The organism is Roseovarius salincola (genome assembly GCF_026891095.1).
Classification (GTDB): Bacteria; Pseudomonadota; Alphaproteobacteria; order Rhodobacterales; family Rhodobacteraceae; genus Roseovarius; species Roseovarius salincola.
Genome location: NZ_JAPTNL010000002.1, coordinates 197,080 through 211,931 on the forward strand (window position 1 = coordinate 197,080; position 14,852 = coordinate 211,931).

12 protein-coding genes are annotated in these 14,852 nt (G+C 62.3%); 8 read left to right on the forward strand and 4 right to left on the reverse strand.

What is annotated here, in order from left to right; all coding sequences use genetic code 11:
- Positions 1–71: 71 nt before the first annotated feature.
- On the reverse strand, positions 72–2,684 hold the full coding sequence (mutS, locus tag N5A93_RS03545) for a DNA mismatch repair protein MutS (protein WP_268953962.1): 2,613 nt from the start codon (positions 2,682–2,684) through the stop codon (positions 72–74).
- 179 nt (positions 2,685–2,863) lie between these two features.
- Between mutS and N5A93_RS03550 the strand changes: the two genes are divergently transcribed.
- On the forward strand, positions 2,864–5,119 hold the full coding sequence (locus tag N5A93_RS03550) for an NADP-dependent malic enzyme (protein ID WP_268953685.1): 2,256 nt from the start codon (positions 2,864–2,866) through the stop codon (positions 5,117–5,119).
- Between the two features lie 7 nt (positions 5,120–5,126).
- On the opposite strand, the gene msrA is transcribed toward N5A93_RS03550, so the two are convergent.
- Positions 5,127–5,789: a peptide-methionine (S)-S-oxide reductase MsrA gene (gene msrA, locus N5A93_RS03555; RefSeq protein ID WP_268953686.1), complete on the reverse strand. Its 663-nt coding sequence runs from the start codon at positions 5,787–5,789 to the stop codon at positions 5,127–5,129.
- 156 nt (positions 5,790–5,945) lie between these two features.
- Here msrA and N5A93_RS03560 point away from each other — a divergent pair, with 156 nt between their 5' ends.
- Positions 5,946–6,854 (forward strand): D-amino acid aminotransferase, encoded by a 909-nt coding sequence (locus N5A93_RS03560; protein ID WP_268953687.1) that lies wholly within the window; start codon positions 5,946–5,948, stop codon positions 6,852–6,854.
- Entirely contained in the window at positions 6,854–7,567 is a 714-nt protein-coding gene (locus tag N5A93_RS03565; protein WP_268953688.1) for a sulfotransferase-like domain-containing protein, read from the forward strand. The genes N5A93_RS03560 and N5A93_RS03565 overlap by 1 nt, the downstream gene beginning before the upstream one ends.
- Before the next feature lie 89 nt (positions 7,568–7,656).
- Here the strand turns inward: N5A93_RS03565 and N5A93_RS03570 are convergent, their stop codons facing one another.
- Positions 7,657–8,883 carry an argininosuccinate synthase gene (locus N5A93_RS03570; protein WP_268953689.1) on the reverse strand — a complete coding sequence of 409 codons (1,227 nt, stop codon included), beginning with the start codon at positions 8,881–8,883 and terminating at the stop codon, positions 7,657–7,659.
- 143 nt (positions 8,884–9,026) lie between these two features.
- On the opposite strand from N5A93_RS03570, the gene ilvA reads away from it, so the two are divergent.
- The gene (ilvA, locus tag N5A93_RS03575; protein ID WP_268953690.1) at positions 9,027–10,265 is read left to right on the forward strand and encodes a threonine ammonia-lyase IlvA; all 1,239 of its coding nucleotides are present in this window, start codon (positions 9,027–9,029) and stop codon (positions 10,263–10,265) included.
- Here the strand turns inward: ilvA and N5A93_RS03580 are convergent.
- Positions 10,262–10,597 carry an Hpt domain-containing protein gene (locus N5A93_RS03580; protein ID WP_268953691.1) on the reverse strand — a complete coding sequence of 112 codons (336 nt, stop codon included), beginning with the start codon at positions 10,595–10,597 and terminating at the stop codon, positions 10,262–10,264. The genes ilvA and N5A93_RS03580 overlap by 4 nt on opposite strands.
- 151 nt (positions 10,598–10,748) lie before the next feature.
- Here N5A93_RS03580 and N5A93_RS03585 point away from each other — a divergent pair, with 151 nt between their 5' ends.
- The 4 genes from N5A93_RS03585 to N5A93_RS03600 all read left to right on the forward strand — a co-directional run bounded on the left by N5A93_RS03585 (position 10,749) and on the right by N5A93_RS03600 (position 14,845).
- The gene (locus N5A93_RS03585) at positions 10,749–12,026 is read left to right on the forward strand and encodes a PP2C family protein-serine/threonine phosphatase (protein ID WP_268953692.1); all 1,278 of its coding nucleotides are present in this window, start codon (positions 10,749–10,751) and stop codon (positions 12,024–12,026) included.
- 101 nt (positions 12,027–12,127) lie between these two features.
- Positions 12,128–13,105 (forward strand): Hsp33 family molecular chaperone HslO, encoded by a 978-nt coding sequence (gene hslO, locus N5A93_RS03590; protein ID WP_268953693.1) that lies wholly within the window; start codon positions 12,128–12,130, stop codon positions 13,103–13,105.
- On the forward strand, positions 13,098–13,697 hold the full coding sequence (locus N5A93_RS03595) for a CoA pyrophosphatase (RefSeq protein WP_268953963.1): 600 nt from the start codon (positions 13,098–13,100) through the stop codon (positions 13,695–13,697). The genes hslO and N5A93_RS03595 overlap by 8 nt, the downstream gene beginning before the upstream one ends.
- Positions 13,694–14,845, forward strand: a complete 1,152-nt coding sequence (locus N5A93_RS03600; protein ID WP_268953694.1) for a CCA tRNA nucleotidyltransferase — start codon at positions 13,694–13,696, stop codon at positions 14,843–14,845. The genes N5A93_RS03595 and N5A93_RS03600 overlap by 4 nt, the downstream gene beginning before the upstream one ends.
- The last annotated feature ends 7 nt before the right edge of the window (positions 14,846–14,852 follow it).

Sequence of the window (14,852 nt, forward strand, 5' to 3'; positions counted from 1 at the left end):
TAGGCCGGGCATCCTGCCCGGCCCACCCCCGTTTTCGACGCGAACATACCGGAAAACCGGACGCCCCCGGCTCACCCCCGCGTCAACGCCTTCAGCTCGTAAATCAGATCCAACGCTTCGCGCGGGGTCAGTTCATCGGGCAGAATATCCGCCAGCCGCTGCTCAACACCGGAGTCCCGCGTCGCGGGCGGTGGCGCAGGCGGCGGGGTCGCGGAAAACAGTGGCAGATCGTCGATCAGCGCCTTTTGCGCGGTGCCGCCCTCGCGCTCGCCTTTTTCCAGCGCATCCAGAACCACCCGCGCCCGCTCGACCACCGCGTCGGGCAGCCCGGCCAGCTTGGCGACCTGCACGCCGTAACTGCGATCGGCCGCGCCGCGCCGCACCTCGTGCAGGAAAATCACCTCGCCATCATGTTCCTTGACGCTGACCGTTGCGTTCTCGACCCGCTCCAGCTTGTCGCTCAGATTGGTCAGCTCGTGATAATGCGTCGCGAACAGCGCCCGCGATCCGTTGACGCCGTGCAGATGCTCCAGCGTTGCCCAGGCAATCGACAGCCCGTCATAAGTGGCCGTGCCGCGCCCGATCTCGTCCAGGATCACCAGCGCATGATCGTCCGCCTGATTAAGGATCGCGGCGGTTTCCACCATCTCGACCATGAAGGTCGACCGCCCCCGCGCCAGATCGTCGGATGCCCCGACCCGGCTGAACAACTGGCTGACCATGCCGATATGCGCCTTGCGCGCAGGCACGAAACTGCCCGCCTGCGCCAACAGCGCGATCAGCGCGTTCTGGCGCAGAAAGGTGGATTTACCGGCCATGTTCGGGCCGGTCAGCAGCCAGATATCGCTTTCGCCGCCCAGATGGCAGTCATTGGCGATAAAGGGCGCGCCGTCGCGGCGCAGCGCCTGTTCCACGACAGGATGGCGCCCCGCCTCGATCTCCAGCGCGCGGCTGTCATCCACCTTGGGGCGGCACCAATCCTCGCCGCGCGCCAGATCGGCCAGCGCCGTGGCCAGATCCAGTTCCGCCAGCGCGCGCGCGGCCTGCGAAACCCCGGCGGATTGGTCCAGAATGGCCGCTTTCAGGCTGTCATAGAGCCGCTTTTCGATCTCAAGCGCCCGCCCGCCCGCGTTCAGGATACGGGTTTCCATCTCGCTCAGCGGCACCGTGGTAAAGCGCACTTGGTTCGCGGTGGTCTGGCGGTGCTTGAATGTTTCGTTCAGCGGCGCCGACAGCATCTTGTCGGCATGGGTCGCCGTGACCTCGACGAAATAGCCCAGCACATTGTTGTGCTTGACTTTCAGGCTCTGAATCCCGGTCAGCTCCTGATATTCGCTCTGCATCGCCGCGATCACGCCCCGCCCCTCGTCGCGCAGCTTGCGCGCCTCGTCCAGTTCGGCGTCATATTCGGGTGCGATAAAGCCGCCATCGCGCGCCAATAACGGCGGCTCCGCCACAAGTGCCCGGTCCAGAAGGTCCAACAGGTCATCATGCCCCGTCAGATCACCCGCCGCTGCGGCCAGCAGGCCCGGCAAATCCTGATCCGCGACGATCCCGGCTATTTCTTCGGCCTGCGCCAGCCCGTTGCGGATCGCCGCAAGGTCCCGCGGCCCGCCCCTGTCCAGCCCCAGCCGTGACAGCGCACGGTCAAGGTCCGGCACCTTGCGCAGCGCGTCGCGCAGGGTCTCGCTCAATCGACCCTGTTCCACCGCAAAAGCCACGGAATCCAGCCGCTCCTGCACGACATCGCGCATCCGGCTGGGGCTTGATAGCCGCCGCTCCAAAAGCCGCGCGCCGCCTGCGGTCATGGTGCGATCCACCGCCGCCAGCAGCGACCCGGCCTTGCCGCCGCTCATCGAGTGGGTGATCTCGAGGTTCCGGCGCGTGGCGGCGTCGATCTGCATCACCCGCGTTTGTGCTTCGCGCTGGGGCGCTTGCAGCAGCGGCAGATTGCCCTTCTGCGTGATCTCGAGGTATTCGACGATCGCGCCCATCGCGCCCAGTTCGGGCCGCGTGAACGTGCCGAACGCATCCAGCGTGCCCACCTTGAACAGATCGCAAAGCCGCTTTTCGCCGCCCGCGCTGTCAAAGGCCGCGCGCCCCAGTTCGCTGTTGGACGCACCTGATTCAGTCACGATTTCACCCAGATCGGCACTATCGCCCTCGGCCAGGATGACTTCGCTCGGCGCCAGCCGCGCCAGTTCCGGCCCAAGCCGGATTTCCGGCAGGGGCATGACATGAAAACTGCCGGTCGAAATATCCACCCAGGCCAGCGCGCCTTCGCCGCGCACCCTTGCAAAGGCCGCCAGGTAATTATGCCGCCGCGCTTCCAGCAGGCTTTCTTCGGTCAGGGTTCCCGGCGTGACCAGCCGCACCACCTCGCGCCGCACCACCGATTTTGCGCCACGCTTGCGGGCCTCTTCGGGGCTTTCCATCTGCTCGCAGACCGCCACGCGAAACCCCTTGCGGATCAGCGTCAGCAAATAGCCCTCGGCTGAATGCACCGGCACGCCGCACATCGGAATATCGTCGCCCAGATGCTTGCCGCGCTTTGTCAGGGCGATATCCAGCGCCTCGGCCGCCGCCACCGCGTCGTCGAAAAAAAGCTCGTAGAAATCGCCCATCCGGTAGAACAGCAATGCCCCCGGATAACCGGCCTTGATCTCAAGATACTGCGCCATCATCGGCGTCACGGCGGATTGCGCTGATGTCACTTCGACCCCCGTCTGATTGGCGTGAACCTTACAAAGGCGCGGCACGGGCGGAAACCCGAAATCCGGCTAGCAGTTGAGGCGGCGGCAAACCATCGCTATGGAGGATCGAACCAGAACGAACGACCGACGGAATTGCATAAGGCCGCCCCATGTCCAGACCCAGATTCACCCGCGAAGAGGCACTGACCTTCCACCTCGAACCCTCGCCCGGCAAGTTCGAGATTCAGGCCACCGTGCCCATGACCACGCAGCGGGATCTGTCGCTGGCCTATTCTCCCGGCGTCGCCGTCCCCTGCGAGGAGATCGCCGCCAATCCCGAACTGGCCTATGATTACACCAACAAAGGCAATCTGGTCGCGGTCATCTCGAACGGCACCGCCGTTCTGGGTCTTGGCAACCTCGGCGCGCTGGGCTCCAAGCCGGTGATGGAGGGCAAGGCCGTCCTCTTCAAGCGCTTCGCCGACGTGAACTCGATCGACATCGAACTCGACACCGAAGACCCCGACGAATTCATCAACGCCGTGCGCCTGATGGGGCCGACCTTCGGCGGTATCAACCTCGAAGACATCAAGGCGCCCGAATGTTTCATCATCGAGCAGACGCTCAAGGAACAGATGGACATCCCCGTCTTTCACGACGACCAGCACGGCACGGCGGTGATCTGCGCCGCCGGCCTGATCAACGCGCTGCACATCTCGGGCAAGAAACTGGCGGATTGCCGTATCGTGCTCAACGGCGCGGGCGCGGCGGGCATCGCCTGTATCGAACTGTTGAAATCCATGGGCGCGCGCCCCGAAAACTGCATCGCCTGCGACACCAAGGGCGTGATCTACCAGGGCCGCACCGATGGCATGAACCAGTGGAAATCGGCCCATGCCGTCAAGACCGGCCTGCGCACCCTCGAAGAGGCGATGAAGGATGCCGACGTGTTCATCGGCGTCTCGGTGAAAGGCGCGGTGACCCAGGACATGGTCGCCAGCATGGCCGACAACCCGGTGATCTTCGCCATGGCCAATCCCGACCCCGAAATCACCCCCGAAGAGGCCCACGAGGTGCGCGTCGACGCCATCGTCGCCACCGGCCGTTCGGATTATCCCAATCAGGTCAACAACGTGCTGGGCTTTCCCTACCTCTTCCGCGGCGCGCTCGATGTCCATGCCCGCGCGATCAACGACGAGATGAAGATCGCCTGCGCCGAGGCCCTCGCCAGCCTGGCGCGCGCCGATGTGCCCGATGAGGTCGCGGTTGCCTATGGCCGGAAACTGGCCTTCGGGCGCGATTACATCATCCCGACACCGTTTGACCCGCGCCTCATTCACACCGTTCCGCCCGCCGTGGCGCGGGCCTGCATGGATACCGGCGCGGCACGGCGTCCCATCGTCGACATGGAAGCCTATGAACAATCGCTCAAGGCGCGGCTTGACCCGACCGCCAGCATCCTGCGCTCGATCAACGCCCGCGCCCGCAACGCCCAGGCCCGGATGATCTTTGCCGAGGGCGACGACCCCCGCGTGCTGCGCGCCGCCGTTCAATATCAGCGCACCGGTCTGGGCAAGGCGATCGTGGTGGGCCGCGACGACGACGTGAAGGCCAAGCTGGAGGCCGCGGGCCTTGGCGATGCCGTCCGCGAGATCGAAGTCACCAACGCCGCCAAAAGCGACCAGCTCGAGGACTACAAGGAATTTCTCTATACCCGCCTGCAACGCAAGGGCCATGACCGCCAGGACATCCACCGCATGGCCGCCCGCGACCGGCATGTCTACTCCGCGCTGATGCTGGCGCATGGGCATGGCGACGGGCTTGTCACCGGCGCCACCCGCAAATCCGCCCATGTGATGGAACGCATCAACCACGTCTTCGACGCCGATGCCGAACATGGCGTCGCTGGCGTCACGGCGCTTTTGCACAAGGGGCGGATCGTCCTGATCGCCGATACGCTGGTGCATGAATGGCCCGACGAAGAGGACCTCGCCAATATCGCCACCCGCGCTGCGGATGTCGCCCGCCATCTCGGGCTGGAGCCGCGCGTCGCCTTCGTCAGCTTCTCTACCTTCGGCTATCCGAAATCCGAGCGCGCCGAAAAGATGCATCTCGCGCCGGATGTACTGGCGCGTCGCGGCGTCGATTTCGAGTATGAGGGCGAGATGACCGTCGATGTGGCGCTCAACAGGCTGGCGCAGGACGCCTATCCGTTCCAGCGCCTGACCGGTCCGGCCAATGTGCTGGTGGTTCCGGCGCGGCATTCGGCGTCGATCTCGGTCAAGCTGATGCAGGAAATGGCCGGCGCCACGGTGATCGGCCCGATTCTCGCCGGGCTCGACAGCTCGATTCAGATCTGCTCGACCACCGCCACCGCCAGCGATATCCTGAACATGGCGGTTCTGTCGGCCTGCAAGGTCGGCTGAGCCCGGATCAGTTCACGAAAGGCGCGTCCTGTCCCCACAGGTTGCGCACCCGTTCGTCCCGCTGGCAGGCATCGCGATAGCGTTCATAGGCCGTCGCCTGGGTTTTCGGCCCGAACCGCGTCAGGATCAGCTTTTCGCCCTTGTAATAATCCTGGTGATAATCCTCGGCCTCATAAAACGTCCCGGCCTTCAGGATCGGGGTCACGACCTTCTTGCCAAGCACCGTCTCGGCCTGGGCCTTGGCTGCTTCCGCGGCCTCCTTTTGCGCCGTGTCAGAGACGAAAATCGCCGTTCGATAGCTTTCTCCACGGTCACAGAACTGCCCGCCCGCATCCAGCGGATCGACCGAGCGGAAGAACAGGTCGTATAGCTGGCGCGCCGATACTTTCGCCGGATCATAGGCGATCTCGACCGCCTCGTAATGCCCGGTGCCGCCGCGCGTGACCTCCTTGTAGGTGGGATTCTTCACATGGCCGCCGGTATAGCCCGACACGGCCTCGATCACGCCTTCGACCTTCTCGAAATCCGCCTCGACACACCAGAAGCAGCCCCCGGCCACGGTCACCACCTCGGTTTGCGCGGCGCGCGCTTCGCCACGCTCGATTCCAAGGCCGATCACGATCAGCATCGCCAGGACCCCGGCCTTGATGGTTCTTGTACGGTTTCCCATGATGGTACCCTCCATTTGCGCCCAATCTGACCCAAGTCAGCGCGCGCGCCAATTCACGCCCCCGTGTCCTCACGGCTTGGTGATCGCCATTTTGCCCTTGGAAGCCGTGCGCGCCCCCCGTAGCGTCAGATCGAAACCCGTGAACCCGAGGGCCACATGCCAGAACACCAGACCACCCATCAGGCCGAACAGGACGCCCGCAACGAAAAGATTGGCATCTGGCTGAATGGCCGGATCGTCCCGCGCCACGAGGCCGTTGTCAGCGTCTATGACAGCGGCTTCATGCTGGGCGACGGCATATGGGAGGGGCTTCGCCTCTATAACGGAACCTGGGCCTTCATCGACGAACATCTCGACCGGCTGTTCGAGGCCGCGAAAGCTATTGATCTCGACATCGGCATGACCCGCGAACAGATGTTTCAGGCTGTGTCAGAGACACAAAAGGCCAATAACATGCAGACCGATGCCCATGCCCGCCTGATGGTGACGCGTGGCCCCAAGACCCGGCCTTTCCAGCATCCTGCGCTCAGCCAGCAGGGACCGACCATCGCCATCATCATGGAACATTCCAGGCCAAGCATTGCGCGGCCGATCCATCTGGCGACCGTGCCTCATATCCGCGGCCTGCCGATGACCCAGGATCCCAAGCTCAACTCCCATTCCAAGCTCAATTGCATCCTGGCCTGCATCGCCGCCGAAAAGGCCGGTGCCGACGAGGGGCTGATGCTGGATGTGCATGGTTTCGTGAACACGACCAACGCCTGCAACTTCTTCATCGTGCGCAAGGGCGAGGTCTGGACCAGCACCGGCGACTACTGCATGAACGGTATCACCCGGCAAAAGGTGATCGACCTGTGCCGCGCAAATGACATCCCGGTTTACGAGCGCAATTTCTCGTTGGTCGATACCTATGGCGCCGATGAGGCGTTTCTGACAGGCACATTCGGCGCGCAGACCCCTGTCGGCCAGATCGACGGACGCCCGGTCGGCGATGCCGCGCCGGGGCCGGTGACGAAACGCCTGCAAGACCTGTATAAGGCTCTGATCCAGCGGGAAACGGCCTGATGCGGATCGCCATGTGGTCCGGCCCGCGCAATCTTTCGACCGCGATGATGTATGCGTTCGGGGCGCGATCCGATTTCGCCGTGACGGATGAACCCTTTTATGCCGCCTATCTGGCAAAAACCGGCCTGCCCCACCCGATGCGCGACCAGATCATCGCATCCCAGCCCACCGATCCAGACGTGGTCGCGGCGCGGCTTCTGGGGCCGGTGCCTGGCGGCAAGGCGCATTTCTATCAAAAGCACATGACCCAGCACATGATCCCCGGCATCCCGCGTGACTGGATGTCCGATGTGGTCAACGTGTTTCTCATTCGTCACCCCGCGCGTGTCGCTGCCAGTTTCTCGGCCAAATATGAAAACCCGGCCCTTGCCGAGATCGGGTTCATACAACAGCAAGAGCTTTACCAAACGCTTACCTCGGCGGGCGCTGCCCCGGTGGTGATCGATTCATCGGATATCAGGCGCGACCCGGAAACCATGCTGCGCCGCCTTTGCGATGCGATCGGGTTGCAGTGGGATGAGGCGATGCTCTCATGGCCCGCCGGTGGCCACGCTTCGGACGGGGTCTGGGCCGCGCATTGGTATGGCGCGGTTCACCGCTCGACCGGCTTTGCCCCGGCCGAAGGTCCGCTTCCCGATCTGGAGGGTCCGGCGGCCACCCTGGCGCGCGATGCGATGCCCGCCTATGAGGCCCTTCGCGCCGTCGCCATCTGAGCCGTTTTTCGCGTTTTGTACCAAACGCCCGGCGCATTGGCCGGGGTTGGTACAAAAGCGCCGTACAAAACGGACGTTTTGTACAGGGTTCAGCCTTTCAGGCGGCGCTCCCGCGCGGCCAGCAGTTTCAGCCGCAGCGCGTTCAACTGGATGAACCCCGCCGCGTCCTTCTGGTCATAGGCGCCCGCATCATCCTCGAAGGTCACATGCGCCTCGGAATAAAGGCTGTGTTCCGACCAGCGCCCGACCGTCCGCGCCAATCCCTTGTAGAGCTTCAGGCGCACGGTCCCTGTCACATGATGTTGTGATTTGTCGATGGCGGCCTGCAACATGTCGCGTTCAGGGCTGTACCAGAACCCGTTATAGATCAGCTCCGCATAACGCGGCATCAGCTCGTCTTTCAGGTGCGCGGCGCCCCGGTCCAGCGTGATCTGCTCGATCCCCCGATGCGCCTCCAGCAACACCGTGCCGCCCGGCGTCTCATAGATCCCGCGCGACTTCATGCCCACAAAGCGCCCCTCGACCAGGTCAAGCCGCCCGATCCCGTGCTTGCCACCCAATTCATTTAGCTTTGTCAATATGTTAGCAGGGCTCATCGCCTCGCCGTTTATACTGACGGCGTCGCCTTTTTCGAACCCGATCTCGATGAATTCCGGCGTATCCGGCGCATCCTCGGGGTGCACTGTGCGCTGATAAACATAGTCCGGCGCGTCCACCGCCGGGTCCTCCAGCACCTTGCCTTCACTCGATGTGTGCAACAGGTTCGCATCCACCGAGAACGGCGCCTCGCCGCGCTTGTCTTTGGCGATGGGGATTTGGTTTTTTTCAGCAAAATCAATCAGTTTGCTGCGGCTTGTCAGGTCCCATTCGCGCCAGGGGGCGATCACCTTGATGTCAGGATTAAGCGCATAGGCCGCCAGTTCGAAACGCACCTGATCATTGCCCTTGCCCGTTGCCCCATGCGCCACCGCATCCGCGCCGGTTTCCTCGGCAATCTCCACAAGACGCTTTGAAATCAAGGGCCTGGCGATCGACGTGCCCAGCAGGTATTGCCCCTCATAGACCGCATTCGCGCGAAACATCGGAAAGACGAAATCTCGCACGAACTCTTCCCGGACATCCTCGATGAAGATGTTTTCCGGTTTGATTCCAAGAAGTTCCGCCTTCTGGCGCGCCGGGTCCAGTTCTTCTCCCTGACCCAGATCGGCGGTAAAGGTCACCACCTCGCAACCATATTCGGATTGCAGCCATTTCAGGATGATCGAGGTATCAAGCCCCCCGGAATAGGCCAGCACGACTTTCTTGGGCGCGGACATCGCTTTTCCTTCCGTCAAATACGCGCTCGGCGCTTAGCCGGTTTTGCCCGCAGGGGCAAGACGCCGCCCCGCGCGCCGGTATTCCCTCGTATGCTTTGCGCCCCACCCTTGCCAGCGCGCAAACATTACGCCAAGCAAGGATCATGACAGATTTCCGCACCCTTGCCCAAGCCGCCGAAACCGCGATGCGCGACGTGTTCGAACCCACGCCCCTTCAGCGCAATGACCACCTGTCCGAGCGTTACCATGCAAACATCCTGCTCAAGCGCGAAGACCTCTCGCCGGTGCGTTCCTACAAGCTGCGCGGCGCCTTCAACGCGATGCGCAAATGCCTGGCCAAGGATTCGGATATTTCGCAATTCGTGTGCGCAAGTGCGGGAAACCATGCGCAGGGAGTCGCCTTCATGTGCAGGCATTTCGGGGTGAAGGGCGTCATTTTCATGCCGGTCACGACGCCCCAGCAAAAGGTCGGCAAGACCGAGAAATTCGGCGGAGATGCCGTGTCGATCCGCCTGACCGGCGATTACTTCGACGATACATTGGCAGCGGCTCAAGCCTACTGTGCTGAAATCAAGGGGCATTTTCTGTCGCCCTTCGATGATGAGGATGTCATCGAGGGTCAGGCGTCGGTCGGGGTCGAGATCGAATCCCAGCTGGATTCAATGCCGGATCGCATCATTATGCCGGTTGGCGGCGGCGGGCTTTCCGCCGGTGTGCGCAGCTATATCGGTGACCGCGCCGCGCTGACTCTGGTAGAGCCATGGGGCGGCGCCTGTCTTGGGGCCGCCCTTCGCGCCGGGCAGCCAACGCGGCTTGGCCATGTAGACAGTTTCGCCGATGGCGCTGCGGTGGCGCAGATCGGCGAGAAGACCTTTGCCCGCCTCTCGGGAATCGACCCGCAGGATGTTCTGAGTGTCAGCGAAGACCGGCTTTGCACGACCATGCTTGAGATGCTCAATGTCGAGGGGATTGTTCTTGAGCCCGCGGGCGCGCTGGCCGTCGATGTGCTCAAGGACCTCGCGGATGTGATCCGCGGCGAGACCGTCGTTTGCGTGACGTCGGGCGGCAATTTCGATTTCGAGCGTTTGCCCGAAGTGAAAGAGCGCGCACAGCGCTATTCGGGGGTCAAGAAATACTTCATCCTGCGGATGCCGCAGCGGCCCGGAGCGCTGAAGGATTTCTTGACGATCCTGGGGCCGGAGGACGATATCGCGCGCTTCGAATACCTTAAGAAATCGGCCCGGAATTTCGGCTCCGTCCTGATCGGGATCGAAACAACCCGGCCGGAGAACTTCGCGCATATCCAGCGCAAGCTGGAGGCCGCGGGCTTTGATTATCGCGATATCACCGACGATCAGGTTCTTGCAGAGTTCCTTATCTAGGTCGTGCTGTTCGCTTCTTGGCATCCGGCAACAAAGGCCGCGCGGGACTGCTCATAGCTTCTGATGATCTCTCGCAGGTCGACATGATCGGACCGCCCCTGCGCCGCGGCGCTTTCGCCCGACTGGCACAGTCCCGCGAAATCCGAGAAGCCCAGGTTCAGTGCGCTCCCCTTGAGAAAATGCAACTGTGCCTCGAGTTTGTCGTGGCCCGATCCGTGCCGCAGGCTGGCGATTTCGGTTTCCACCTCTTCCAGGAAGAGGCCGACGATCTCGTCGAATTCATCGGCACCGATATCGGACTGTAATTCGCTGATTCTGTTCCAGTCGATCATTAAACTATCCGTTCTGCGGGCCAGCCCAGAATGCAGGCTAAACGGTTAACGACGGGCAAAGATCGGCGGCAGGACGGGCACAATTTTAGCATTCACTCCGCGTTAAATGGCGGTGCGATACCTAGAATCCGCAAGGTAAAAGGTGGCGCAGTTGGGCGAGTCCGTCGAAACGATCGAAGATATTGAAAACAGCGCACAAGCCATCCGGCGGATCCTTGTCGTGGATGACAGCCGCGTTCAGCGCAAGATCGTCAGCGCGTCGCTCAGGCGCTGGGGCTTCAGCGTGACCGAGGCGGATTCCGCCGCCAACGCGCTTGAATCGTGCCGCACGGAACCACCTGACCTTGTGCTGAGCGATTGGATGATGCCGGGCATGACCGGGTTGGAATTCTGCCGCGAATTTCGTGCTCTCCCGCGTGAGGATTATGGCTATTTCATCCTTCTGACATCGAAAAGCGAAAAGGAAGAGATCGCGCGCGGTCTGGATGCGGGCGCCGATGACTTCCTGACAAAGCCGGTCAATGCCGCCGAACTACGCGCCCGGATCAAAGCGGGTGACCGTATCCTGAGGATGGAGCGAGAGCTGATCGACAAGAACCGATTGATCGCTTCGACCCTCGGAGAATTGCAAAAGCTCTATGATTCACTCGACAGCGACCTGATCGAGGCGCGCAAGCTGCAGCAATCCCTTGTCAGTGACAGGTATCGCGACCTGGGCGTAGCCGAGGCGTCGCTTCTTCTGCGCTCCAGCGGACATGTTGGCGGGGATCTCGTGGGGATGTTCCCGGTCGGGCAATCCAGGATCGGCCTATATGGAATCGATGTGTCCGGGCATGGGATCAGCTCTGCCCTGATGACAGCACGGCTTGCCGGGTACCTCTCGGCCAACGCGCCGGATCAGAATGTCTCGCTGTTTCGAACTGCCGAGGGCGCCTATGGCATGCGCCCGCCCGCTGACACCATTGCTGCTCTGAACCGGCTGATTCTGGATGAAATGGATACCGAGCATTACTTCACGATGGTTCTTGCAGATGTGGATCTTGCCCGTGGCGAAGTGATCCTTGCCCAGGCCGGGCATCCGCACCCTGCCGTGCAACGTCGCAACGGCAAAATTTGCATGGTGGGACGTGGCGGTCTTCCTGTCGGGCTGTTGCGGGATGCCGAGTATGATCAGGTGAAATTCCACATGGCGCCGGGCGAGCGGCTGCTGATCCATTCGGATGGAATCGTGGAATGTGCCGATACGCAGGGGCGCCTGCTTGGCGATGACGGGCTCGAAACCATCATGCGCGACATGCGACATACGCATGGCCCCGCGTTTCTGGAGGCGCTGATCTGGACGCTGACCGAGTACGCGGGCGTGGAGGATTTCAAAGACGATGTCTCGGCGGTCCTGCTGGAATTCAAGCCGCCGCTGGCTGGTCACTGAGGTCGGCAATCCCCCTCACGCGTCCGTGCCGTCCCCTTGGACGACGAGTTGCCCTGCCTATATAGACGCGATATGCCACCTTCGGCACACAAGGAAATTCCATGACACTTGGACAGAAAATCGCGTGGGACGACACGATCCTGCCGTTCCAGTTGGACAATGCGGATATCCGCGGACGCGTCGCGCGGCTTGACGGGGTTCTGGACGGAATCCTGAAGCAGCATGACTACCCTGCTCCGGTCGAGGCGCTGGTCGCGGAGATGGCGCTTTTGACCGCGCTGATCGGCCAGACGATCAAGCTGCGTTGGAAGCTGTCCCTTCAGGTTCAGTCGAAAGGCCCGGTGCGCATGATCGCGACCGATTATTTCGCGCCCGAGGTCGACGGCGATCCTGCAAGGATACGTGCCTATGCCAGCTTTGACCGTGATCGCATCACCGAAACCGCGCCTTATTCGCAAGTCGGCGAGGGGTATTTCGCTGTGCTGATCGATCAGGGCAAGGGCACCGAACCCTATCAGGGAATCACCGCGCTTGCCGGTGACGGGCTGAGCGCCTGCGCCGAGTCTTATTTCGAACAGTCCGAGCAGCTGCCGACCCGGTTCGAGCTGTCATTCGGGAAATCGACCGAGGCTGACAGCGCCGAACACTGGCGCGCAGGCGGGGTCATGCTTCAGCACATGCCACAGATATCGCCGCATAATCAGGGCGACGAGGACGGTATGACGTACATTGTGGACGAGGATGACGAAGAGAACTGGGATCGCGTCAACATGCTGCTCGACACGGTGGACGATCTTGAGCTGATCGGCCCTTCGGTTGCGCCCACGGATCTTCTGGTGCGGCTCTTTCACGAAGAGATGCCCCGTGTTTTTGACCTTCAGGCACTGCGCTTTGGATGCACCTGTTCCGAAGAGCGGGTCCGCAACAGCCTTTCGATCTATTCCGCCAAGGATATCGCCAGAATGACCACTGAAGACGGGATCGTGACCGCTGACTGCCAGTTCTGTGGGGCGCATTACCGGCTGAACCCCGAGACGCTGGGGTTCGAGGCCGAAGAGGCACCAGGTGACAATGCATGATCCGCTAAGGCTGGTTCACGACGCGCTCGAGCGTGCCCGCAAGGCATCATCGGATTATGACCTCAATCCCGAAACGGTGCTGCCGCCTGGGCGCAAGCTGCGTCCTGCGGGTGTTCTGGTGCCAATCCTGTGCGATGGTGCTTCGGCGCGCATCTACCTGACCAAGCGGTCGTCTGCGCTCAAGCATCACCCGGGCCAGATTGCCTTTCCCGGCGGCAAGCAGGATGAGGCCGACGCGGATATCGTCACGGCGGCGCTGCGTGAAGCCCATGAGGAAATCGGACTGGCTCCCGCGAATGTCGAGGTTCTCGGCCAGATGCCTTCGCATGAAACCGTAACGGGGTTCATGGTCACGCCCGTGGTTGCCCGCGTCAAGGCGCCGTTTGAGCCCCGGCCCGAGCCTGGCGAGGTCGAAGAGATCTTCGAGGTGCCGTTGATGCATCTTCTGGATTGCGCGCAATTCAGTATTCAGGCGCGGCGCTGGCGGGGGAACTGGCGAAAGTACTATACGGTTCCCTTCGGACCCTATTACATCTGGGGGGCAACCGCGCGAATCTTGCGGGTGATGGCCGATGCTGCGGAGGCACAATGAAGCTGACCGGCGACTGGATTGAACGACCCGCCACGCAGGCCGTGTGCCGGGCGATCGAACAGGGGGGGCATCAGGCTTTGTTCGTTGGCGGCTGCGTGCGCAACGCGATCTTGGGCGCGCCGGTCCATGACATCGACATCGCCACGGACGCCCACCCGGAAACGATCATGGCCCTCGCTGAAGGGGCTGGAATGAAGCCCGTTCCCACCGGGCTGGAGCATGGCACGGTCACCGTGGTTTCGGATCATATCCCGCATGAAGTGACCACCTTTCGCCGGGATGTCGAAACCTATGGGCGGCATGCGGTGGTTGCCTATTCCGGCGATGTGGCCGAGGACGCACGGCGGCGAGATTTTACCATGAATGCGCTCTACGCGCGCCCGGACGGCACAGTGATCGATCCTTTGGACGGGTTGAAGGATCTGAAGGCGCGTTATGTCCGGTTCATCGACGATCCCGCGCAGCGCATTCACGAGGATTATCTCAGGATTCTCCGGTTTTTTCGTTTTCATGCGTGGTATGGTGATCCGCAGGCGGGACTGGACGCCGATGGGCTGGCGGCTGTGGCTGCGCATCTCGACGGGTTGTCGGGGCTCTCGCGCGAACGGGTCGGCGCCGAGATCGTGAAACTGCTGAATGCCGCGGACCCGGCGCCTTCAGTGGCGGCGATGCGAGCGTGTGGTGTGCTGGCAATCGTTTTGCCCGGATCGGATGACAAAGCGCTGGCGCCACTTGTCTACCTTGAGCAACAGGCCGGAATCGCGCCTGAGCCGATGCGCCGTCTGGCGGCGCTTGGCGGTGATGGCGTGTCTGGCCGCCTGCGCCTGGGTAAGGCGCAATCCAAGCGGCTGAGCCTGCTGAGGCAGGAGGCATCCAAAGTCATGACCGCAGAGGAGCTGGGTTACCGCCACGGTGCCGAGATGGGCGTTGATGTTCTGCTTTTGCGGTCCGCGCTGCTGGAGGTTCCGCTCGATCCTGCGCTTTGCGACGTTGTCGCCGAGTCGGCACAGGCGACACTGCCTGTCACACCGCATGACCTGATGCCCGAATATAGCGGCCCTGCGCTTGGGGCGCGACTGGCAGAGCTGGAGCGACTCTGGATCGACTCGGGGTTTCGGCTGACCCGTGATGAACTGCTTGCAAGGTGAGGCGTCG